15 protein-coding genes are annotated in these 23,712 nt (G+C 66.9%); 6 read left to right on the top strand and 9 right to left on the bottom strand.

What is annotated here, in order from left to right:
* The first annotated feature begins 28 nt into the window (after positions 1 to 28).
* Positions 29 to 1,201, top strand: a complete 1,173-nt coding sequence (chrA, locus tag ABDB81_RS22790) for a chromate efflux transporter (RefSeq protein WP_346813668.1) — start codon at positions 29 to 31, stop codon at positions 1,199 to 1,201.
* On the opposite strand, the gene ABDB81_RS22785 is transcribed toward chrA, so the two are convergent.
* Positions 1,198 to 1,626: a VOC family protein gene (locus ABDB81_RS22785; protein ID WP_346813667.1), complete on the bottom strand. Its 429-nt coding sequence runs from the start codon at positions 1,624 to 1,626 to the stop codon at positions 1,198 to 1,200. The genes chrA and ABDB81_RS22785 overlap by 4 nt on opposite strands.
* A 90-nt stretch (positions 1,627 to 1,716) precedes the next feature.
* On the opposite strand from ABDB81_RS22785, the gene ABDB81_RS22780 reads away from it, so the two are divergent.
* Both ABDB81_RS22780 and ABDB81_RS22775 read left to right on the top strand, forming a co-directional pair.
* On the top strand, positions 1,717 to 2,331 hold the full coding sequence (locus ABDB81_RS22780) for a helix-turn-helix domain-containing protein (RefSeq protein WP_346813666.1): 615 nt from the start codon (positions 1,717 to 1,719) through the stop codon (positions 2,329 to 2,331).
* Positions 2,328 to 2,966, top strand: a complete 639-nt coding sequence (locus tag ABDB81_RS22775) for a DUF2459 domain-containing protein (RefSeq protein WP_346813665.1) — start codon at positions 2,328 to 2,330, stop codon at positions 2,964 to 2,966. The genes ABDB81_RS22780 and ABDB81_RS22775 overlap by 4 nt, the downstream gene beginning before the upstream one ends.
* A 3-nt stretch (positions 2,967 to 2,969) precedes the next feature.
* Here the strand turns inward: ABDB81_RS22775 and ABDB81_RS22770 are convergent, their stop codons facing one another.
* Positions 2,970 to 3,119: a hypothetical protein gene (locus ABDB81_RS22770; protein WP_346813664.1), complete on the bottom strand. Its 150-nt coding sequence runs from the start codon at positions 3,117 to 3,119 to the stop codon at positions 2,970 to 2,972.
* A gap of 231 nt (positions 3,120 to 3,350) precedes the next feature.
* On the opposite strand from ABDB81_RS22770, the gene ABDB81_RS22765 reads away from it, so the two are divergent.
* Positions 3,351 to 5,231, top strand: a complete 1,881-nt coding sequence (locus tag ABDB81_RS22765; RefSeq protein WP_346813663.1) for a glycerophosphodiester phosphodiesterase family protein — start codon at positions 3,351 to 3,353, stop codon at positions 5,229 to 5,231.
* A gap of 31 nt (positions 5,232 to 5,262) precedes the next feature.
* Here the strand turns inward: ABDB81_RS22765 and ABDB81_RS22760 are convergent, their stop codons facing one another.
* Positions 5,263 to 7,083, bottom strand: a complete 1,821-nt coding sequence (locus ABDB81_RS22760; RefSeq protein ID WP_160473568.1) for a DUF4157 domain-containing protein — start codon at positions 7,081 to 7,083, stop codon at positions 5,263 to 5,265.
* A gap of 248 nt (positions 7,084 to 7,331) precedes the next feature.
* Here ABDB81_RS22760 and ABDB81_RS22755 point away from each other — a divergent pair, with 248 nt between their 5' ends.
* On the top strand, positions 7,332 to 8,258 hold the full coding sequence (locus tag ABDB81_RS22755) for a histidine kinase (RefSeq protein ID WP_346813662.1): 927 nt from the start codon (positions 7,332 to 7,334) through the stop codon (positions 8,256 to 8,258).
* Positions 8,255 to 8,899 (top strand): response regulator transcription factor, encoded by a 645-nt coding sequence (locus ABDB81_RS22750; protein WP_346813661.1) that lies wholly within the window; start codon positions 8,255 to 8,257, stop codon positions 8,897 to 8,899. The genes ABDB81_RS22755 and ABDB81_RS22750 overlap by 4 nt, the downstream gene beginning before the upstream one ends.
* A 20-nt stretch (positions 8,900 to 8,919) precedes the next feature.
* On the opposite strand, the gene ABDB81_RS22745 is transcribed toward ABDB81_RS22750, so the two are convergent.
* From ABDB81_RS22745 to ABDB81_RS22720, 6 genes are read right to left on the bottom strand one after another with little or no spacing between them, the layout of a single operon-like run.
* Entirely contained in the window at positions 8,920 to 11,580 is a 2,661-nt protein-coding gene (locus ABDB81_RS22745; RefSeq protein WP_346813660.1) for an Ig domain-containing protein, read from the bottom strand.
* Positions 11,577 to 12,953 (bottom strand): ATP-binding protein, encoded by a 1,377-nt coding sequence (locus ABDB81_RS22740; RefSeq protein ID WP_346813659.1) that lies wholly within the window; start codon positions 12,951 to 12,953, stop codon positions 11,577 to 11,579. Before ABDB81_RS22740 ends, ABDB81_RS22745 begins: the two co-directional genes overlap by 4 nt.
* The gene (locus ABDB81_RS22735) at positions 12,937 to 16,179 is read right to left on the bottom strand and encodes a contractile injection system tape measure protein (protein WP_346813658.1); all 3,243 of its coding nucleotides are present in this window, start codon (positions 16,177 to 16,179) and stop codon (positions 12,937 to 12,939) included. Before ABDB81_RS22735 ends, ABDB81_RS22740 begins: the two co-directional genes overlap by 17 nt.
* A complete protein-coding gene (locus tag ABDB81_RS22730; protein WP_346813657.1) occupies positions 16,176 to 18,776 on the bottom strand; it encodes a hypothetical protein in 2,601 nt (866 codons plus the stop codon). The genes ABDB81_RS22735 and ABDB81_RS22730 overlap by 4 nt, the downstream gene beginning before the upstream one ends.
* Positions 18,773 to 19,603 carry a hypothetical protein gene (locus tag ABDB81_RS22725; protein WP_346813656.1) on the bottom strand — a complete coding sequence of 277 codons (831 nt, stop codon included), beginning with the start codon at positions 19,601 to 19,603 and terminating at the stop codon, positions 18,773 to 18,775. The genes ABDB81_RS22730 and ABDB81_RS22725 overlap by 4 nt, the downstream gene beginning before the upstream one ends.
* The gene (locus tag ABDB81_RS22720; RefSeq protein WP_346813655.1) at positions 19,593 to 23,711 is read right to left on the bottom strand and encodes a hypothetical protein; all 4,119 of its coding nucleotides are present in this window, start codon (positions 23,709 to 23,711) and stop codon (positions 19,593 to 19,595) included. The genes ABDB81_RS22725 and ABDB81_RS22720 overlap by 11 nt, the downstream gene beginning before the upstream one ends.
* Between the last annotated feature and the right edge of the window lies 1 nt (position 23,712).

Raw genomic sequence — 23,712 nt, 5'->3', positions numbered from 1 at the left:
TCGCGGCACCACAGCCCTCCCCGCCCCTATGCGCGCCATTCTCGAAGTCTTCACCGTGTTCCTGCGCCTGGGCCTGACCTCGTTCGGCGGGCCGGTGGCACATCTCGGCTATTTTCGGGAAGCCTTCGTGACGCGCCGCCGCTGGCTGAGCGAGTCGTCCTATGCGGATATCGTGGCGCTGTGCCAGTTCCTGCCGGGTCCGGCCAGTAGCCAGGTGGGCATGGTCATCGGGTTGTCCCGCGCCGGCTACGGCGGGGCGCTGGCGGCGTGGCTGGGCTTTACGCTGCCGTCCGCCGTGGCGCTGATCCTGTTTGCGATGGGGCTGTCCCGCTTTGGCAACGTGATCCCGGCCGGCGCGTTGCACGGCCTCAAGCTGGCCGCCGTGGCCGTGGTAGCGCAGGCCGTCTGGGGGATGGCTCGCTCGCTATGCCCCGACACGCCGCGCCTGACGATGATGGCGCTGACGGCCATCGCCGTGCTGTTGTTGCCGTCGCCGTGGGTCCAGGTCGGCGCGATGGTGCTGGCGGGGGTCATCGGCACGCGGCTGTTCCGCGCCGAAGCCCCCGCCTCCCATGAGCCGCTGGCGATTCCGGTCGGACACGGGGTGGCCGTAGTCTGCCTGCTGGCCTTCGCCGCGCTGCTGGTGCTGCTGCCACTGGCCGCGCAGGCTTCTGCCCATCATGCGGTGGCACTGTTCGATGCATTCTTCCGCGCCGGCGCGCTGGTCTTCGGCGGCGGCCATGTGGTACTGCCCCTGCTGCAAGCCGCCGTGGTGCCGCCGGGGTGGGTCGACGCCGATACCTTCCTCGCTGGATACGGCGCCGCGCAGGCCGTGCCGGGACCGCTGTTTACGTTCGCTGCATTCCTCGGCGCGGCGGATACGCGCATGGGCGGATGGGCGGGTGGATGGCTGGCCGTGGTCGCGATCTTCGCCCCGTCCTTCCTGCTGGTCTTCGGCGCGCTGCCATTCTGGGAGCGGCTGCGCCGCAACGCTGCCACACGCGCGGCGCTGGCCGGCGTCAACGCCGCCGTGGTGGGGCTGCTGCTGGCGGCGCTCTACGATCCGGTCTGGATCAGCGCCGTCCACTCGGCCCCCGACTTCGCGCTGGCGATGCTGGCCGTGATCGCGCTGACGGTATGGCGCGTGCCGCCGTGGCTGGTGGTGGCTGGCTGCGCGCTGGGCGGATGGGCATTGGGCTAGGCCGGCCGCGCGTCATCGTCGTAGCTCGCCGCGAACTCTGCGGACGGGGCGATGGGCGTGATGATGTCGAGCATGACGCCGTTGGGATCGGCGGTGATGAAGTGGCGCTGCCCGAATGCTTCGTCTCGCAGCGGCAGCAGGATCGGCAAACCGGCGTCTTTCAGGCGCGCGTGCACGGCATCGACATCCTCCACCTCGAAATTGATGAGCAACCCCGCCGCCGTCTTGCCGCGTCCCTCGGCGGGGATCGTTTCATGGTCGGCGTCGAGGATGGCGAGGTTGACCTGTGCATCGGCCTCGGCCTGAAGGTGGACGTACCAGTCCGCCTCGAACAGCGGCCGAAATCCGAAATGGCGCTGGTAGAACGCCGCGGTATCGGCCACGTTGCGGGTCATGATGACGGGGTAATAGCTGGTGGTCTTCATCGTGTTGTCTCCAAGGGTTGGCCGAGGCGGCGCGCCTGACGTAACATACAACCTGTATCTTTCTCCATCATATACATACAGGCTGCATGTATGCAAGACGCAAAAGCGCGATCCAACCAGGAACGCACGCAGGCCACTCGTACTGCCCTGCTGGCGGCGGCGCGGCAGTTGTTCGTGCAAAAGGGCTATGCCGGCACATCGACGCCCGAGATCGTGGCTGCCGCCGGTATCACGCGCGGCGCGCTGTATCACCATTTCGCGGACAAGCAGGCCCTGTTCCGCGCCCTGCTCGACGATGAAGCGCGCGCCGTAGCTGCCGAGATCGAACACGCCGCGCCCATCGACCTGCCCGTACGCGATGCGCTCGTGGCCGGCAGTCTGGCCTACCTTGCGGCGATGACAGTGCCGGGACGCACGCAGTTGCTGCTCGTCGACGGACCCGCCGTGCTCGGCCCCTCGGCAATGTTCGCGCTCGACGCCGAGCATGCGGGTCGGACGTTACGTGAAGGACTACAGGCTGCGCTCGGCCATAACCTGCCGCACGATGCGACATCGGATGCGACAGTGGATGCGCTGGCCGCCCTGCTCTCCGCAGCCTTCGACCGCGCCGCGCTGGAGGTGGCAGCCGGTGCCGATGCAGAAGCATTCCGCACGGCCATGATCGGACTGGTCGAAAGCACCGTGCCGACGGCAAGCGCGCCATGACACCGGCCCGCCGGTTGCCGCTCGCGGCAGCCATCGCCGCAGCATTCCTGCTGGCGGGATGCGCCACGCCAGCCGCGCGTGCCGCGCCGCCAGTGACTTTCATCGACGTGGTGGAACGCGACTGGCATACCGACGTCTGTATCCGCACGGTCGATGCCGACGCGCAACTGCTGCGCGTCACCGTGGGCTACGACGGCTCGAACTATCTCTGCTTCGGATTCGGAGATCGCCACTATCTGATGAGCGGCGAGCGCGGCCCGATGACGCTGCTTTCTGCGCTGCTACCCGGTGAGGGCGTGCTGCTGCTGACGATCCTGCGGGACACCCCCGCTGCCGCGTTCGGCAAGGACAACGTGGTACGGCTCGACGTGGACGCCGCAGGCATCCAGCGCCTGCGCGCCTTCCTGAATCGCAGCGTGCAAACCAATGCCAGCGGCGCGCCGGTGAGTCTCGGCGACGGCCCTTACACGGGCGGGCTGTATTTCGGGGCCACGGCGCGGTACGCGGGCTTCTACACCTGCAATACGTGGACTGCCGATGCGCTCCGCGAAGCCGGCATTCCGATCCTCGGCCCGGTGCTGTTCGCGGAAGGCATCATGCGCCAGATCCGCGACGTTCCCGACGCAGCACCCTGACCCTCAGCAGGGTCCGGGATTGCAGACTGTGGTCGTGCCTGGAGCCGGCGTGACCACGGTGGTGCGCTGCGGAGGATTGGGATCGCTGCTGCTGACCGACACGCAGCCGGTCAGCCATATCGGTACGAGCAGGAGGACGGCGATTTTCGGCATGGCGTTGACCAGGTGCATGGCATCAGGACCATTGAAGAACTTGGCGACCCCAATGTCAAACGCCGACTCGCAGTCGATTGCGAGTGGTGCACCAAGAACCACATCTCCGGGAACGAGGTCCGCTTGTCGCCTGCGTGCGACACCCCACGACATCCGCATACGCAATCGCCCGCACTCTGATAGGGTCGCTCCGTGCCATGGTTAGCGCGACCGCATATCGGGGACTTCGTCATGCAGAAGAAAATCGAAAAGCCGCAGTTGTCCACACCAGCGCAGATTCCGGCCGCGCAACACGGCACACGGCGCATTGCCAACGAGCGTCCCGCCACCGTCGCGCAACGGCGCATACAGGATCTGGCCGACGCCAGCCCCGCGTCCTCGCGCATGCGGGCCTGGCAGTCGCAGTCCGATACCGGCACGCATAGGACGGCCGTGCGCCAGGCGGCCGGCTTGCAGCCCGTCGTGCAGCGCAAGGAAGATCTCTACGGCGACCCCGAACTCGCCGCCAACAAGGACAGGAAGCAGGCGGAGGGGATTGCCGGTAAGCCGCTCCATGCCCCGCTCAAGTATCAGCGTTATCGCAAGCTCAACCGCATCGCTGGCGAACTGGACAAGCGGTCGGCCGCGCCTCGCATTACCCCGGTGGTGGCCGGACTCAAGACGTTCTTCGAGTACATCGAGGCCAAGCCGGATCTCGCCGCCGACACGGCGCCAGAAAACTCGGCGATTCACGACCGGTCACTGGAGGCGGTACAGGACGCCGCGACCAGCGGCACCGCAACCACCGCACAGAACTTCGAGACCTACAGCATGCTCGGGCCGCTCGACTACTGGATGCACGATCAGACCAGCTCGGCCGACATCAACACCGAACTCCGCAAGCTCCGCCTCAAGATGGCGGAACGCCCTGGCGTCAGTATCGTCGCGCATCGCGGCGGCGGCCCGACCAACCGCACACGCGGCGGCCTGATCAAGGACACTGACTCGCGCCGGCTGAACCGCCCCGCAGAGAACTCGAAGGCCGCATTCGATTCGGCTTACACCGAGACCACCCGCGACGCGACGCCCCGGCTCGATGGCATCGAATGCGACGTGTACCTGTCCCGCGACAATGTGCCGATGGTCAGTCACGATGGCAATATCCGTGAGCAGCTATCCGACGCCCGTCGCACGCTGCATGCGGCGTTGGTTGGCGATGAGGGCAATCCGGCCTATGTCAGCGACCTCGACGCGGCCCAGTTGCAGGGCATTCAGCGGACCGACAATCCCGACAGTGCTTTCATTTCCCTCGATGGCCTGTTGAGCGCGTCCGTGGCCGTGGCGACCACCTACTACAACGCGACTGGTCATCCGCTGCGCATCGAAGTCGAAATGAAAGGGCGCCCGAAGAACAGCCGCGACGATCTTGCCGTGGCGGCTTATGAGAAGACCATGGATGCCGTGGTAGGCAGGAGTATCAGCAAGTTCAAGAAGGCAAACCCGCAGCCCTATTGGGAGATTATTCTTTTCAATAATCTCAAGGACCGCGCCAGCGACTTCGATGCGATCCGCAAGCGCAAATCGAGACTGGGACACCTCTATACCGGGCTTGGTTCGGCGAATCCCGACACCGGCAGGGAAGCCAATGCGGACGAACTGCGCATGGCCGCGTCCACGGCCAACCTCGCCGCCATGAAGGACGTCGACGACATGATCGTCACCTACGTGCCCGGTGCCGAGCGTCCGTATGACTCGCCCAAAGCGCAGTACGGCAAGCTCGACTTCGACCCCTGGCAGAAGAAGTCCTACAAGGACGGGGTCAACCGCGACATGCAGGACAATACCGGCTCGCAGGCCACGCTGATCAAGCAGATCCTGCGGGAAACCCGGGACAAGAGCAATGTCCACCTGCTGACCGATATTCCCGCCAACGCCGCGAAGTACAAGCTGTACCAGCAGGACACGCGCGCTGCGGCGCTCCTGGCGGCGTCATTGAACGCCAAGGCGAGAACGCCGATGCATGCTCAATGGCGAACATTCACGACTGCGCAGAAGGCGGACGTGAAGGCGTTGGTCCTTGCGGAACGGGACAAGTATCCGGAGGTTCTGCGCCATATCTTCCACGGGCTATAGCCGCCGGTCCGCCAACCGCGGGCCCTCTCCGCTACGGATTTCCGCCCCCCTGCTGCTGCGGCTGCTGCGGCTTCCTCCGCAGGATGACCCAGGTGCGAATGAACGACCGTGGCTGGGTCGCCTGCTGCTGGAGCGCCGCAAGGCGTTCCGGATGGTTGGTCAGATCCACGCTGCGCGCGCGCTGCCGGCGCGTCTGCGGTGCGGTATCCCGAATGGCGGTATCTGCGGTACGCCCGTACCGGAGCATCTCGTGCGACCGGTAGAGTGTCTTGATCTGGGCGCCCCTGACGGCACCGTGCAGGTTTGCAATCACGCCCAGTGCCTCGGCGTGATGTTCCCGTGGAACATTCTGGCCGATATCCTGCCGTACCTGGTCGTAGGTCAGATCGTCGGCATCGCCATAGGATGGCAACTCCAGTCTTCGCCCGTATAACGGCGTGGCATGCCAGATCGCCGGGTCAATGAAGCTGACACGCCCGTGCGCGGGCAGGTCTACACCCTCGATGGTGTCCGGCTTGCCCTGGTTTGCCTGGCGCGTATCGGCAAGCAAGGTGTGCGCGCTCTGCGGAAAATTCTGTTCGTAAGGCGCATGACCCTGGTTGTCGTACGCGTATTCGGGAGAGGCGCCCGCCTGCGGATTGTTGTAGGTGAGATTGACGAAGAGCGTCTCGCCGATCGAGTCCTTGTGGAGGAGTCCGCCCCGGTCCGGCATTCGGTTGGGATAGAAATCGACATCGATATACACGTCGTGGGTCTGGCTGATACTCGTCCAGTTGGCCAGTATCCACTGATATTGGCCCGCGCCAAGCAACGTGGAAAGAACGTTCTGCCTGATGCGCGCCCGTAGCGCATTGTCGTTGACGAATCTCGCCGTGATGGCCTGCGCCACCTGCGGTTCGATAGGCTTGTTCGAGGGTTCGAGGTTGAGCGCGTTCTGGGCATCGGTCTGCAGCACGAAGCTTGCCACGCGTAGTGGAGTGCCGGGACGGATCACCAGATCGAACGCGAATCTGTTGCCGAGGTCTCTCATCAAATCGGCTTGATGATTGAAGAACTCCAGGTCCATCTGGGCCACCTCGATCGCCGGCATGCCCTTGCCAAGGTCTCGCCAGTCGGTGTCGAGGATCTCCGCCCAGCAGAGTGCCCCAACCCCACCGGGAATGGGTGCATGCTGGTTCAACCATTGCTGTCCCGCCGCAGACAAGTCGATCATCACTTCCTGGCGCTCTACACGCCCCCGGTAAGTGGCACCCAGCGCGTCACGCATATCGCCGGGTAAGGGCAACACCGGATGCTGCGGCCCGTAGAAGCTGTTGCTATTGGCAAAGCGCACGCGCTGCACGGGCGCGTTGCTGCTGCGCACGGGCTGCCGCACCAACGCTGGCTCACTGTCGGGCATCTGCGCCACGCGTTGCACCGGCGCCTCCGGCGAGCGCATGGCCATGTCGCCCATCCGCTCGGCCTCCGCTTCGAGCGAGGCATCATCGTTGACGGCAGTCCCGCCAGCGAGCTGCGCGGTAGGCCGTACACGGCCCTGGGCCTGCTGCACCACGTGCCAGGCTTCGTGCGGAAGGTGTCGCTCCTGACCCGGTCCGAGATGAATGTCGCGTCCCTGCGCATAGGCATGGGCCATCATCTGCGCGGGCTTCGACGAATTGAAGTGGACCCGCACATCGGCAAGTGATTGCCCGGATAGCCCTTCCAGGTTGGTTTGCAGGGCTGGCGGCAGACGATTGCGCGCGCCCGCATCCGCCACCGCCTGCATGGGATGGCTGGGCGCCCGGCCGGACTCCGCCGATGCATGGCCTTCCTCCCGGTCGGGTTCGCGTTCACGTTCTATGTAAGTCGGCATGACGAAATCTCCCCCGTATGGGTCATACGCTACCGCCTGCGGGAAACGCGCAGGTCATTGTCCCGCTTCCCGCGTGCAACAGTACCTTGATAGTTTTTTAATTCTGAATTTTTTCCATGTAGTTTTCCTACAATCTGTCGGGACGCTTCCGGCTGAAGAGGCGACAAGAGCCCGCAGGGCAGACATCTCGTCTCGCAGACAGTGTCATCGGGCAACAAGACTGCAGTAATACTTTTGACGGGTATTGGATGACTGGAAAGAAACGAGGAATGGGGCCTCGGTGCAGCATTGGCGCAGCCAGGGCCACGGCGTGGCCCGTATCGACACCTGTCAATGGCACGATATCCGCGCGCGGCTTGCCGGTCCCCTGCACATGCCGTCCCAGGCCATCGCGCCGGGGACGCTCCGCCCTTCCCTACGGAACTCTGCAGTGCCCACGGTGCGCGCGGCCGGCACGCGCCAACAGCGGCCATCCCACGCGCCATACGGAAGACATTGCGCGCGCATTGCACGATGGTCCGGCGCAGTTGCTTGCCTTTGCGCTCATGCAACTGGATCGCGCCACCCAGTCTCCGGGGGATGGCGGCGAAGCTGCGCTGCGTCATGCCCGGCAACTGGTCAAGGATGCGCTGCAGACCACGCGCGGCGTGATCGGCGGGTTGCAGCAAATGGCGCAGAGCAACTTTCCGGCGCTGCCGCGGCCGCTGGCACACCAGTGCATCGAACTCGCCGCCGAGGTTGCGCGCATGACCGGATGTGCCATCGACACCGACTGCCCGACCCTCGCCACCCTGCCCCCACCGCTCGTGTGCGAGCAACTGATGCGTGCCGCGCGCGAACTGCTGCTCAACGCGTGCAAGCATGCGCCCGGCGCCCATGTCTGCCTCGGACTGCGCGAGACCGCCGATTACCCGCCCGGCATCGCGTTGACGGTGTCCGATAACGGCCCCGGCTTCGATCCGGACCTTGCATGTACACCGATGCGCGGTCACAACGGTCTGCGCGACTTGCCGTCGCGCCTCGCAGCAATTGGCGCGCGCTTGCGGCTGGACGCACGCACCGGCGCGGGCGTGCATGCCTGCATCGAGTGGTGGCCCACCTCCCACTCGGAACGCCGCGCCGAGCCGAGATCCGAATTCCGGGCGGAGTGCACCTGCCCCGTACTATCGCCATGAGCATCCGGGTTGCCCTGGCCGACGACCACAGCATGATGCGCGAGGGGTTGGCCGCCCTGCTTCAGCGCGAGAGCGATATCGAGGTGCTTGCCCAGGCGCGTAACGGCATGGAGATGCTGCAAATTGCGCGCGTGCAGCGCCCTGACGTCCTGGTACTCGATATCGCCATGCCCATCCTCAACGGCGTGGAGGTCATCCGTCGGTTGAGCGCGGAGTCCACGCCCTGCAAGATGCTCTGCCTGTCCGTCAACGACCGGCCCGCCGACGTCATGGCCGCACTGGACGCCGGCGCGTCGGGCTACGTACTGAAGGAGAATTCCTACGACGAGCTCGCACGGGCGATCCGCCGCGTGATGGCCAATCAGATCTTTCTCAGTGGCGAGTTGATCGGCACCGTGCTCCACGCGAGCCGCCAGGGCGGCACGGTGGTGGAAGCCATCCGCTTGCCGCAGCTGACGGCGCGCGAGCGTCAGGTCGCGCAGATGCTGGCGGAGGGCCACAGCACCCGGACCATCGCCCAGATGCTGTTCCTGAGCGACAAGACGGTGGCCAGCCATCGCGAGAACACCTATCGCAAGCTCGGCATCAGCACCATTGCGGAGCTGACACGCTATGCGATGCGGGAGGGTCTGAGCACCTAGCATGGTTGCGTGGGAGGTAGTCATGGCCTCTCCGCGCGCGGTTTGAGCAGGGGATACAGCATGCTCAGGATCACGACCACCAGCACACCGACCAGCAGCCGGCTGGCGATCTCGGACGAGGCGAGGTCGGGATCGCATCGCAGCAGCAATCCGCCGATCACCAATGGCACAATGGCCGCCAGCAGCAGGTAGAGCTGATAAGGACGGCCCAGCGCGCGCACGCGGCACGAGAAGAGGTACAGCACGAGCGATACGGCCGCCACGAGTATCAGCAGCCAGAACACGCCACGCAGAGCCCAGCGCCAGTCGCACACCACGTTGCACAGTTGGCTCACCGGTGCCTCGTTGGCCAGGATAGTGCTGCGCACGGTCTTCTCCGTCTGCGCCAGTAGCAGCGGATTGGCGAGCGGTTGCGGCCATAGCGCCACGCCACCGAAGTTGTCGTTGAAGTAAGCCAGGTCGTCGGCCAGTTGCTGCGGCTCGGCGCTGCCCACCGAGATCAGCGGCAATATGCGCCGCACCATGATGGCCCGATTGGTGCCCACCAGGTCCGTCGTGGTCTCCACCGCCTCGCGCAACACCTTCTTGCTGCGCGTGGTGGGTTCCGGCAGCAGCACGATGTACTTCACCGTCACGTTGGTATTGCTGTGGTACGCCCCCGATGCGGCGGTAATGCGCCCGTCCTGGAAGCGCGGGTTTTCGGCGAACACGAGGATGTCGAACAGGTCGCCGAAGGTCCAGCCCGGCGGGCGCGGCAGCGCGACCGCCGCCGACGGCTCCTTGCTCTTCGTGCCGGCACGGTTGGCAGGATTGGCTGCCGCGCTGGAGCTTCCCGTACCGTTGGCATCCCGCAGTGCCGGCACCAGGTCGCCGGCGCTGATCATCAGGTTCAGCGTGATCGGCCGCTTCTGTTTGTGCAGTTCGGCAATGATCGACCGGATCAGACGTTCACGGAAACTCGCAAAGGTGGCGAACCCTGTGTCGGCGGGCGAAGGCAACTGGTCGAGGAACAAGGTCACACCGTCGCCAAGGTAGGTATCGCTGGCCAGCCCAGGGATGCGATCCTGCCAGCGCGCGCCGAAATCGCTCAAGCGCGTGTTGAGCATCTGTGCCGTGTGCAGGGCCACCTGGCCCGCGATGCGGCGACGCTGATCTTCCGGCAGGCGTTGCAGGAACTGCCAGTCGCGGCGATAGACTGTCATGTCCAGCTTGCTGCCGTAGCGATGGACGGCACGGTAGAACTCGATCTCGGCGGCGCCTGGCTGCAATTGCAGGATATTGCCATCGTCATCGAATGGCTGCGCGTAGTTCACCAGACGGTCGTACAGGCTGAAATCGAGCTTGGGCCCTTTCTCCGCATCGCTCCAGTGCGGCACGAATCCGTAGACCTGGCCATCGGCGGCATCGGTAAAGCAGTTGCAGCCGGTGCCCTGCCATCCGGGCGCGTTGCTCACTGCGGCATCGTGGCTCTGACGTGCCTGCTCGATCAGCCAGTTGCGGACCCGGGCCGGTAACAGGGTACTCGGCAGGTCCTGCCATTTGACCGGAGCCTCGGAGAGTTGCACCGGTGCCTTGGGCGAGGGACCCTGCCATGCCACGGCACAGCGGTCGCGCCACTGTTCAGCGGTGGGTGAGGCCTGCCGATTCGTCTGCGCCACGCGATCGGTCAGCGCGGCCGCATAGGTGCACACATGCGCATCGAGCGCTGCGGCGAACATCGCGCGCGTAGGATATTCCACCCCGACGAGCGGCTTGAGCAAGATCTCCAGTTGGGCGGAGCCCGCGGCGGACAATTCGTCGAGGCCATCGCCCTCGGTGACCACGGGCGCGGCATTGATCGCGGCTGGCACATCGACCGCACTGGCGCCCCCTTCTGCTGTGGTGCCGGCCGGGGCATCGGATGCCGTGGTATCGCCTTCGGTAATGACGGGATTGACCTGCTTGAGCAATTCCTGCGTCAGCACCCACGTATCGATCCGGTTCGGGCCGCGTACCGGTGTTTGGGTGGCGGCAATGGAAACCGTCTGGATGGTGGTCACGGGCGCGGTGCCGGCTGGCGTGTCAGGCGCCTTGCCGGCCGGCTTCGGCCCGCGCGGTGCCACGACGTTGATCGAGAAGGTCTGGCGCAGGCCCTGCCCGGTCTGGTCGTGCAGCGCCACCACGAACGACTTGCGTCCGCGTTGGGTGGCAGTGCCGGTGACAGTGCCATCGGCGGTCAGGCTCAGCCCGGCGGGAAGGCCGCGCCGGGGATCTTCGCGAATCTCCTCGAACGTATAGGGCGGCTCGCCACCGGTAGCGATGAATCGGTAGCTGTAGTGCTGATCCACCACGGCATTCGGCAACGAGGTGACGGCCGTCTTCTCCAGCGCCAGCGGTTCGCTTGGCCGCACGCAGGCCAGCGGCGGAAACGTGTTGGGATTGATCGGTGGGCAGGCCTGGCTGGACGCCGGAAGCATTGTCGAGGGCAATACGGCCGGCGCCGAAGCGGGCGCGGGCGTCGCTGCTGCGGGCGCTGCCGGTGCGGATGCGGCAGCCGGGGCACGACTGCCAGCGGCCGGCGCCGAGGCCGACGCGACGCTCGCATCCGAGGCACCCACGGAACTTGCAGGCTGCGCGGGTAACAGTCCGTACAGGACCACCAGCAGCACCCAGACAACAAGGCCGGTCCATGCGCGCTTCATGCGGTTCTCCCTTCCTTGCGCATCTCCCGCGTCAGTCCCGCCAGCAGGTGTGCACGCGTGAATTGCGTGACGCCTTCGCGATTGGCCTGCAACACTGCAAACCGCAACACGTTCACCATCGCGCCGCCGGACAGCTCATGCTGCTCTGCCAGCTCCACCAGGTCGATGTCGTCGGCCAGCCGCCCCGGTTGCGACAGCATGCTGCGCCATAGCCGCAGACGCTGGGTCGCGTCGGGCATCGGAAAATAGATCATGGATTGAAAGCGGCGCGAAAACGCGTCGTCGATATTGCCGCGCAGGTTGCTGGCCAGGATCACCACGCCGGGAAAATCCTCCACGCGCTGCAACAGGTAGGCCACTTCCTGGTTGGCATGCCGGTCATTGCTGCTCTGCGTGGCCGAGCGCTTGCCGAACAGCGCGTCGGCCTCGTCGAAAAACAGGATCCAGCGGCGGCTCTGCGCCTGGTCGAAGACGCGCGCAAGATTCTTCTCGGTCTCGCCGATGTACTTGGAGACGACCATGGAGAGGTCGATGCGATAGACGTCCGCCTGGGCGCCCTGCCCCAGCAGCGTGGCGGTAAGCGTCTTGCCGGTTCCGGGCGGACCGTGGAACAAACAGCGATAGCCGGGCTTGACGGCCTTGCCGATGCCCCATTCGTCCATCAGCGCGGGGCCCGCCTGCAACCAGGTCTGGATCATGGCGAGCTCGTCCATCACCTCGGGCGCCAGGATCAGGTCGTCCCACGCGAGGGCCGTGGTGATGCGCTTGGCCGGAAACTGCGCGTTGTAGTCCGGCTTGTGCCAGACGCCGGTCTGCAGGCGCTGCAGCGCTTCCGCGCTCAGCAGTAGCGCACCGCTCAACTGTGGCTCGCCGCCCACGTCTCCGTCGAGCGACACCAGCCCCCCACGGGCGAAGGCGCGCTGCGCATCGAATAGCTCCAGCGTGGCGATGCGCTCTGCCAGGTCGTCACCGGCAACCAGGAATGCCGCCGTCTCGCCCGTCGGCAGGAAGCCCGCGTGGCGGGATGCCCTGGCGCCGCCGAACTCGCTGAATCCGCGATCGAAATCGCGGTTCTTGACGAAGAACAGGTCGAGCGCGGCGGGCCGCAGATGGGGCGCCATGGCCAGCGCCAGCACCAGCCGTTCGCACTCGCCCAGATCATATTGCGCGACCACCTCGGCCAGCGCACTGCCCGCAGGCAATGCCGGAGCCGGCGGCAATGGCTCGGGCGCACTCTCGTGGGCGAAATGCTGGCGGAAGCGCTGGTCGAGCGCTGCCTCAAGCCAGTCCAGCTCACGCTGCAATGCCTCGGTATGGCGTGCGCGCACGGAAGCAGCCATATCCGGATGCGCGGATTCAGCGCCAGTCGACATAGAGCACCTCCCGCATCCAGGGCAGCTTGATGGTGCCGAAGGACCACGGCAGGCGGTCCAGCAGCATGTCGAAGGCCCCCGTCTTCAGCACCAGCCGCCAATGCATGCCGCCTTCCGTATGCTCGCGCGCAAGCCGGCCTTCGCGCTGCAGGAAGGTCTGGCGCAACCCGTCGCGCGAGGTCTTGCCGAGCGCGGTCCAGTGCGCTACCACCGCGTCCAGCAGACTGTCGAGCACTGCAATCGTGGCGTCGTCCAGCGCGTCGTCCAGATCGCCCGCAGCGTCGCCGCCCAAGGGTGCGGACTGCGCCATGCCGCAGAGCAACTTCGGCAATACGCATTCGGCCTCGCTGGCCCCGTCATGCCCTTCCGCCAGATACGCCAGACAGCGCACCGCGCGCGAGGCGGCCGCCGCGTCGCGAAACGCGTTGCCTTCCAGCAAGTTCAGCATGGCGAACAGCCGCTGGGTGTAGGTGGCCAGCAGCACGAGGCCGCCATTGTCGATATAGTGCGGATCGTCTGCGGACATGGTGTGCATGGGAAAAGACTGCCGGGACGCTGCGGCGCCGATGGCCGGCGGTGCGGCTGTCCCGCCGGGCTGAAGCGCGCTGGTCCCGCGCATGGGCTGGCGCACCTCCCATTGTTCTGCGGGGCTGGGAGCGCGGTCGAGGATCCGTGCGGCGGCCCGCGATATCGCCGTGCCCGTCAACGAGAGCCAGCGCCACGGCGCCAGGGCCGCCGCGACGCGGGCGAGCCATTGACGCAACGGTGCACTCCGCGTGGCGTGGGCAGGCTGCGCCAACGCGGCCGCAGCTTCGCCCGACGCCATGCCGGCGGTCTGTTCCCGGCAAAGGTGGATCGCATAGCGCCGCGCGAGCATGGCGGGCGCGATCGGCAGATCCGCCGCAAACACGTGCCCCGTCAGGAACTGCCAATGGCTGCGCTGGCGTTCACCCGCCGTCCGCTTGGGCAGCAATGCGGCCTGCACCGACTGCAGCACATCGCTGGTCCGGCGCAGGGTACCGATGTCACGCGGACGCAGGACGGCAAGCAATTCCCAGCGCTGTGCCGGGGCGGTGCGCGCCATCCACGTCGCGCACAGGGATGGTTCGGCGAGCCATTCGCTCAGACGGTTGCGCATGATCCAGTCCCGCCGCACGCGCGGCACTTTCGCAAATGCCGCGAGATGCGACAGGCGACTTTCCAGGGTCGTGACGGTATGCAAGGCTTCCCAGCGAAAATTGCGCGCCGACGGCCGTCTTTCAAAAGGATGCAGCACGGGCGCGGTATGGCCTGGCGCACGGTCAGTCAGTGAACGCTTCAGCGGCCGCTTCGGGGCCTGCTCGTGCGCAAGCTCGACGGGAGGCTCAAGGCGACGCTCGAAGGGACTTTCGAGGGGGCTTTCGAGGGGGCTTTCGAGGGGACGTTCGGGAGATCGCTTGCGGGGCCGCATCAAAGGCCACCTCGGTGGCTGCCGCTGCGGCCGTGCCGGGCGCACACCAGACGTTCCGCGCTGCCATGCCGCCACCGCCCGCTCCCAGAACCGTTGCCAACCGCGCTGGTCGGTCGGCGCACGCTCTCCCAAAGCCAGTTGACGCAAGGTGTACGCCACCAGCCATGCCTGCAGCGCAGACACTCCCGCACGCCGGCCGCGCCCGGGCCGCGTGCCACGCGACACCGCAGCCAGCGAGAACTGCCGCAAGGATTCCGCCCAGTGCGCGCCACGCGTCGCTGCCATCGTGGAGGCCAGCGCGCGGGACGTCTGGGGGATGCCTGACGTCGCGCTGACCTCGAGCTTGTCAGCGGTCTCGGTGGCACCTGCCAGTATCTGCACGATGCGCCAAACCGTGGCAATGCCATGTTGCGGGAGCCAGCGCCCAGTCTCGCCACGACGCAACGCCACGCCTTGCAAGTGGATGCGAAGCTCGTTCGGCACACGCGCATGCAGATCGTCGATCAGCACCTGCAGAGCGTGCCCGCGCAATGGCGCACTGCCATCGAGCGCGGCCCCAAGCCGACGCAGTGCAGCCTCGACCGGGCGCTCGCCGCGCGCCGGTGCGATGGTCGGCGTAGTGTCGGCCACAGCGGCATACGCTACACGCGCAGGGTTCACCACCGAAACAGCATCGTTCGCCGGCAGGGCGCGCGCTGTGTATGACGTGTCCAGATGCGTTCGATCATCTGCCGGTGCCGTACGCTTCTTCCTTCGCCCAGACCGCTCGACTGCCGCAATCACGCCACCCAGTAGCAGTTGGTCAAGGCGTGGCAGCATGCGCGCCGGTCGCGCCCGGCCGCCTGGAGGGGGATGCCCGCCATCGCCATACGCCTCGGCATGCGCCACGGGCTGCAGTGATGGCCGCCACTGCCCGAATCCACCCTGCCCCAGTTGCCGCACCAGCGCAGCACCGAGTTCACGCTGAAGCCGGCGCAACCCATCCGCGCTCAGATTGCCCGCGCGCTGACCCCACAGGAGACGGAACGCCGAGACCCGCCACGCTTGCTGCAACTGCTGTACCTGATAGGCACTGAGACGACCGCGCGCCTGCAAGGGTGCCAGCACCTGCGCGTCGAGCGTGCTCAGGCTGTCCGCCAGCTCGCGATAGCGCACGCCGATCAGGGCTTGCAATCCCTCATGCGGCGTAATGCGGCTGAGCCGCGCGAGAACGTAGTCGCCTGGCTGCAACCGCTGCAGCATCGACCACAGCCGCGGCCCGATGCGGCGTGCCAGCAGCGCAAGCCACGCGGACAACGCCCGCCCCGCCATGGGGCTATGCGACCAAGGCAGATGGCCGCGCTGGAGATAAAACAGGAAGTGTTCCAGCGCCTGGTGGTCTGCCGGTCGCGGGGCGGTCGCGGCCGCAACGTTCCCTCCGGTCCCAATGACCCGCTGGGCCCAATCGGTCAAACTGGCCCCTCCGCTCGCACGACGCGCCCGGGTCAGTGTCTCCACCAGTTGCGCCTCCAGTACGGCGGCCCACTGGCTCTCGCCGGCGTCTTCCGCCAGCGGGCCAGTATCGATCTCCAGCCGATCGATGCGCCAGTGCTCGCCAGGCGGAGACAACCGTGTGAACACCCGTGCGATCACCTCGCGTCCACGGCCGTTGAGAAAGCGGCTCAGGCGCGCCTGATAGGCGTGCGCGGCCTCTCGCTCCATGGCGCCAACGCTGGTCCACGACAGCGTCTCGATGGCATGTCCGGTTACGTGCGGCAGGCGCAGCGGTGCATTCATCGCGCGTCTCCGCGCCGTGACGCGCTCAACCGATGGCGCATGGCCGCGGCACAGGTATCGAGATGCGCCACGACGGCGGCGTCATCGGGCGCATTGGCCTGTGCCTGCCGTGCACGCAGCCATGCTTCGAAATCCCGTTCAAATACAGCCAGATCTTCCGCGTCGAGCCAATGGACATGCGGCATGAGGTGCGCGGGGCAACCGAGCGCGATGGTCTCCTCCGCGAGATCGCGGAAGCTCTGGACCGCGCCACGCGCTGTCCAGCCAGGCAGGATCACGCTGAGCCGATGAGGGTAGAAGTCAGCCGGCACGTCCGCTTCGGATGGCGCATCGCCGAGCGGCCGCAAGAGGATATGCTCGACCAGATGCAGGCCCTCGGACTCGCGTTGCAGGCGGCAGGCAAACTCGTGAAGATACAGGGCAGGCGCCAGCACGCCGCCCGGCCCTTCCCTCACCGCGAGCGGCCACCAGGCGCCGTGTTCGTCGGGTCCAAGCCAGAGCTGCGGCGCGCCATCCCCGCCGGCACCCTGGTGATAGCGCCCGCCGTGCGCGGCACACCGCAGCAACGCGCCAGGCCAGCTCTGCGGCGCGAGATCGGTGAAGTAATACGCGAGACGATCCGCCACCTGACCGAGTTCCGTATCCTCGGCATAGTGTTCGGCGATGCGCGTGCGCAGCGGCGCACCCATCGTCAGCGCTTCCAGATCGGACGGTGGCTCGGTGGCATTGCGCCGGGTATGGGCATGGGCATCGTCGATACGCATGCCAAGCGCCGACAGTCCGCCTGCGAGCAACCGGCTATGGGTCTGCGTGAAACCAAGCAGCAGGCCGATGCGTTCCTGCAGCGGCGCGGTATTGCCGCGCCGGCCCAACGATGGCCGGCTATAGTCGAATGCACCCGCGCGGTCCCGCGTATGGCGCACGATGCGCTGCACGAAGCGCCGCTTGCATTCGTACAGATGCGCTTGCCAGCCCGCGGCATCGAAGTAGTAGCCAAAGCCCTGGATGCTGTGCTGGTCGCAATGTTCACCGTGCAACGCGAGGAGCAGGTCGAGCACGCGACTGCGGCGCTCCAGCGCGTCGTCACCCGCTGCCAGCGCACGGGCTGTCTCATCGCCCTGCTCGGCACAGACCCCGGCCAGGCCCGGCACCTGCGCCGGGCCCAGCGGCTCCCACCAGTAGCTGCTGTCCGGCTGCGGCGCCAGGCTGAACAGCTCGCGCAGATGCTGTAGTTGCGCATTGCCATGCGCCATCCACTGTTCGAGCAATGCCAGATAAGCGCCAAACTGCGCCTGGCGTTCGGCATCGGCAAGTGGCGCCGAGTGGGCCTCACGGTACAGCGGCGGAAGGTGGTGCCAGGTGGACAGGTAGGGGATCTCCGGCACGTAGTGGCCGGACGGCCGAGGCAGCAGTTGACCCGCATAGGCGCGTGTGCGTGGTGGCACGCTGGCGATGCGCGCCGCCTGCCGTGCATCGGCCAGTTGCGCCACCAATTCACGCGCATCGAGATGGATGCGGCTACCACGCCGGCTGACGGTCCAGCCCGACAATGCCGCTTCCGTCTCCGGCCAGCGCAACTGCAGCGCCCAGTCCTCGCCCTGCCATTGCAGGCTGTCGGCACCGTCGTCGTCGTGACCGTCGCCTGTTTCCGCATTGCTTGCATCCTGCAGCTCGAGCCGCAGGTCGCTGATATCGGCAATGCCGTCGATCTGGCTCAATGCGCGCGCCAGGTCGCTGAAATACAGGCGGCTGTCCCGCCGCGCGGACGCGTCTGCGGTATCGCGCCGCAGGTCCTCCTCGGCAATCCAGCCGCATTGCAGTGACGGGCCTTCGAACAACCGGCTCGTGCCTAGTGGCCGCCCGAACGCGTCGCGCTGCGCCAGACGCGCCTGCACCGGTCGTCGCGGGGGCGCCGCGCTGACCAGCCGCGCACAGCGCTGCACCAGTTCCACCAGGATGTCATTGAGGTCGCGCGGCCCTTCCACGCTCATCTGTATCTGCAACGCGCACCAGCGCGGGCGCAACACCTGTGCCAGCGTCGCGATGTCCTCGCCCAGGTTGCGCTGCGCACGATAGGCGCGGGCCGTATCGCGTGCTGCGGCAACATCATCGCCATCGTGTACGCGCAGGGCCATGCGCCATAGCCCGTCGTGGTCCGGCATGGTGAGGCGCAACTGATGCACTGCCGGCACGCGATCGAGCAGGTAGCGCATCAGGTCGAGATCGGTGGTGGGCCGGCACGGCAGCGCGTCTTCCACACCGTGGAGGGCGTGACGCCGGTAGTGAATGCGGCCATCGGGCGCGGTCAACAGGTCCGCGATCTCGGCGTCGGCGCCAAACACGTTCTCGGTGATCGTGTAGCACAGCGCCTCGAGCAGCGTGACTCCGGGGTCGTGATAGTTGTAGTCGGTCCACCACTCACCGCTCAATGCCTGCGTCAGCGCAATGCCGTGCTGCCGCAGGTCCGGATAGCTGAACGGCGGGTCGTCGCTCAGGCGCTCGATGGTGGCGCTGTCGGCAGCGGGCTCCAGCGGCGACGGCAGGGCCGTAGGCACTACCGACGCGGTGGGCGAGGCGCGACGCAGCAGGATGCTCATGACTGGCCCTCGCTCATGTGGGGATCGAACCAGAGCTGGGTGACCTGTGCCTGGATGTGCACGCCGCTGCCGAAATCGCAGCCGCTCCGGATCTGCAACCGGTAGCGCGCATTGCGGCCGCTGGTGCCGTTCCAGCGCAGTTCGAGCCGGTCGCAGCGCCGGCTATAGAAGCCATGGGTACTGCGGATGCCACGCTTGCGGTTGAAGAAGTCGAACAGGCCGAGCGTCGGGTTGTACGTATTCATCGCAATCGCATGCACCAGGCCAAAACGCCCCTTGCCGCGCTGCCCCGCGCCCGCCACCACTTCGAGCGCCTGACACCCTTCAAGGTCGTCGGTCAGGTCCTGCCACTCACCGTTGGCCAGCAGCGGCACCGCGTGCTGGCGTGCAAGCGCGCCCTGCCGCCCCGTGGCGCGCACCACGCCGGCCACGTCGAGGGTCGCGCGCGGATTCTCTGTCCCCACGCCAATGCGCCGGTCCTGGTCCAGGCACAGCACCGCTGGCGGCAATGCCTGCGCCTGCGCCGCGCCGGTATCGGCAACAGCCCCGTTCGCCAATGGGCTGGTGCGGCCCTGCACCAGCAGTTCGTCGTTGGCACCCAGCCCGAAGCGCCATGCCGGCCGCTCCGGGTCCTGATCGCGGAAGAAGCTGACCAGCGCGTCGTGGCCGAGCGGCGAGTACACCTCGAAGCCATGCTCGACGGTCTTGCGAAAGCCCTCGTCGCTCATGTTGAGCATGGAGTCGATCAGATCGGCGAAATGGTCCTCGTTTGGCAGCGCGCCTTCGCGGAAATAGCGCTTGAGGGATTCTCGGTTCCTACTGGTCATCACGCACCTGCGCGGAAGGGTTCGGCGCGGCGCGGCCGACAATGAACGTGCTGCCAACCTCCAGCCGCCGGATACCGGTGACGTGCGGCACCAGCGGGCCGATGTCGTCGTGCAGCTCCAGCAGGTGACGGCGCGTCGGCAACAGCAGGCTCCACGGCTGCGCGGGTCGCAACGTACGCGCTTCGCCCCGGATCGTGTGCGTGGCGGTGTCATGCAGCACGTTGAACTGGCGGTCGTTGCGCACGATATGGAGCATCGACAGCTTGCCCACCGCATCCACGCCGGGCTGGGCGCGCAGGAATGCCTCGAGCGTGTCGGCCCGCACGCTCCAGTCGAAATCGGCGCCGATGCCATCGGCGTGCCAAGGCGACAGGTATTCGACGAGCGCCTGGTTCAATTGGCGCAACATGGCGCCGGGATGGCTGCCTGATACCAGTCGCAGGATGCAGCGCACCTGCGCGCGCTCATAGGCGGCATTGCGCACCAGCACGCGTGCCCCTGCCGGCGCGCAAGCCTGCAAGTGCGCGCGCATCGCTTCGAGCAGCGCAGCATCGAAGCGCGGCGCCTCGGTGCTGCGGAACAGCTCGCCCGGTTGCGGATGCGGTACCACGGCGAGCAGCACCTGCCCGGGCAGATTGGCCAGATGCTGGTGGCGCCGGCCGGCGGGGTCGATCAGCGTGGCCTCGTGGTGGGCGAAGCACCGGGCCTTGAACACCGCCGGAAACGCGTCGAGCAGCAGGCGCTCGTAGTCCCAGCGCGTCACCGCGCGCAGCTTGTGACGCAATCGCTCAGCCCCGCGCATGCGCACTGCCTCGGGCCGGTCCGCCGCGCGCCATCCGTCCGCCGGCCCCACCTGCACCACCGCACGCAAGCCGGGCACACGCTCGCCGGGCATGTTGATGGTGCCCGGCGGCACCGCGATCGGGGCCTGGTCACTCTCCGGCAGAACCGTGCGCGTTGCCGTGATGGCCTGGGCATGCACGCCATAGAGGCCAGCCAGCTGCGTGAACCCCCAATCTGCGCCGAGCCGCAGCCAGTAGCACGCTCCCGGTAGCGAAGCACAATTGGCGGTCATGCCGGCCGGAAGATTCAACTGCACGATGCCGGAGCGCAGCAGTCCCTGGGTGCCGTCGGACAGCACCATATGCGGTGCCAGCGGCTGCCAGTGGCCATCCTGCCAGGTGGCCCAATGCAGTTCCGGCACGGCATCGCCCCAGCGCTCCGCAGCCTCCTCGCGGCGCAGATGGAAGAACAGGCTGAGCGTGCCCTGCAGATCGTCTCCACTCAGGCCAATGAAGAGATTGCCGTCGCCAGCATGGCGCGGCAGCAGGCCCGGCGGCTGTCCATGCTGCGGCACCATCGCAGCGATGCCGTACGGGTACAGGTGATAGGCACGCTGCAACAGGCTTTGGTCCGCGTCGCTGCCGTCTCCGGGTACAAGGCGGATATCCTGGGTTGACTGGTAATGCAGGGCCAGCCCTTGCAGCGTCGGCGTATACGGCTCGCGCGGCAGCGCCGCAGGACGCTTGAGCTTCGTGTTGCGGGTGAGCGTGGTACTCAGCAACGTGGGGTAGAGTCCATGGCCGAAGGCCGTGGGCGGCTCGGCCAGATCGAGCCGGAAGAATCCGTTGCGGCTGCCCAGTCCGTACAGGAACGGCTGTGCCGCCGGCCGCGGTGGCGTGGCGCGATGGAGCCGGCGCAGCGCGGCGCCCGGAAACACCAGGCGGTGCTCGCGCAGCAGGCGCTCGCGTCCATGCACGGTGGAGAACATCGGCAACAACGCCTCGTTGCCGTTACGCCACTGACCGTCCGTCAGCACCGCCGTGCCGAGCCGGAAACCGCTTGCCCGCCAGTCACCCGGATAGCGCGCGTAATGTTCGGGAAAGCCGCCGGAGAGGTCTGGCAGGTTGGCCCAGTTGAAGGACAGATGCAGCAGTTGCAGAGGCTTGCATGCGAGTTCCTGGCTTCCGAAGACCAGGTAGCCACCGGGCATGGGCGTCGGCCCGAAAGGCAGGAACGGCTTGGACGGATCGAGCCGTCCAAGCTGGTTGTAGAGCACCACGTCACGCAGGTCATCCACGTTGACCGTGAGGTTGATCTCACTCAGCGCGTATTGGCCGAGCAGGCTGAACGCGTACAGCCTGCCGCGCGTCTGCACGGCCATTTGCAGCATGGCCTGCGCCGGCCATTGCACACCGTGTACCGTCGATATGCAAGGCACGACCGGAGGCTGGTCGGCGCCAAGGCGAAGCACGAGCTCCATCCCACCGCCCCAGGTATCGGAAGCCGGCGCGCGCCGATGCGTGAATACCTTGTCTACCGTCAGCCATCCGGTGGCCGTGCTCAGCCGGGCCTGCCATACGCTGGCGAAGACGCGCTCGAAGATCAGGTCACGTTCGGGCAGCGCGGCCTCCGCGCCGGGATTGAGCGGCGGATAGATCAGGATCAGCGGATCGTCGATCTCGACCCGCGGCTCGTCACGGATATCGGCCGTGCCCTCGCCGGCACCATCCTGGCCGCGCAGCGCAGCCGCATGCGCGCGCAACGCCTGCAGGTCCACCAGCCGCAACTGCTCGTCGCCGGCCACCATCCATACCGCGAAGAGTCGGCCGAGACGTTCGGCAAACACGGCGGCATCGTCGCAAGCCAGGCACGCTGCCACCAGAAAGGCGAGTTGCACATCGGCCTCGAATGCGGGCGCGCGCTTCCATGCCGCCTGTGCAAGCGTCTCGGGGTCGAGCGCAGGGGCCGCCCCGCCCGGCCGTGGCCGCCCGGGAAAATGCTGCGCCTCATAGGCGGCATAGGCACGGAAGGCATCCGTGAGCCATGCAACGTCGCGTTGCGCGCGCGACGTACGCAGTGCGCGCACCAGCGACTCGTCGTTGGCCGCCGGGTGCGCAAACTGCAGGCGGACACGGATTTCGCGCTTCCCCTCCTTCAACCGCAACAGCGGCGAGGCCAGCGCGAAGCCCAGCAAGGCGTCCTGCGCCAGCGACGCGGAGCCGCGTACCGTCCCGCCGAGCAAGGGCCACCACGCGGGACGATCCACATAAGCGGCGTCCGGCGCCTGCAGCGGCAACTCCTCGACCTTGAGCCGGGTAGCAAAATCGAACTCTCGTTCGGGAGAAATCAGCGGATCGCGCTCCACCCGTTGCGTGCAGAGCGCCACCACGCGCGTACCGGTCAGCTCCAACGGCCCGTCGGCAGCAAAGGTCAGCACCTGGCCCTGCGCGTCCTTGCCGCCCACGAACCGCGTGCCGGCCGCAATCGGCACGATCCCCCTGTGACGCGGCTCCCGCTCCAGCAGCAGATGCACGTGCTCGGGCAAACCGGGGCGCGGCGACAGTCGCAGGACATCGCGATAGTAGAAATCGATCAGCCGCTCCGGAAAGCGGTTGAGTGGCGCACGGCTGTACTGGAACAACTGAAGCGTGGCCAGCAGCAGGCCCATGGCCGGCTCATGACGGCCGCCACCCAGGCTGCGCTCGAACAGGGCCTGCGCCTGCGGCTGCAACCGTTGAATCGCCAGCGTCAGTGCCAGCCAGGCACGGCGCAGCCATTGCCGGCGTGCGCGCCGGTCGTCCGGCGCCGGCGCACCCGTCAGCGGCGTCACGCGCGCAGCGCTGTCGGGGCGCAACCACACCGGATGCAGTGGCGCATCGTCAGCACCGCCGCCAGGCAAACCGAATGCCGCGCGCCCCGCGGTGACCACTCCCGCGAGTCCCTGCTCGATCTGCGCGAGCAACGCCTCGCCCAGCGCGGATCCGGCTACACCCTCTCGTCCGGCCAGCCACCAGCACCACCCATCGTAGGTACGCACCAGGCGCCAGATGCGCGCCCACAGCGCGGCCTCGCCCTCGCGATCCAGGGCCGCGACAAATTCCTGCTCAAGCCGTGGTAGCGGAAATGTCGCCACTTCGGCCAGCACCACGCTCTCGTCCTGGCGCAGCGCGGTGTCCCAGCGGTCAGCACCGGCACCGAACCTCAGGCTGGCGGCCTGCGCGAGCGTGATGCGCACGCGTTCGGCCAGGCCGATCTCGTCCGGCAGCACATGGTCGGGGCGCAGCGTATCGGCCAGCCGCTCGTCTTGTCGGGTCCCGTTGGACATG

Source organism: Cupriavidus sp. DL-D2, from assembly GCF_039710735.1.
Classification (GTDB): domain Bacteria; phylum Pseudomonadota; class Gammaproteobacteria; order Burkholderiales; family Burkholderiaceae; genus Cupriavidus.
This window is presented reverse-complemented; position numbering and strand designations above follow the sequence as displayed.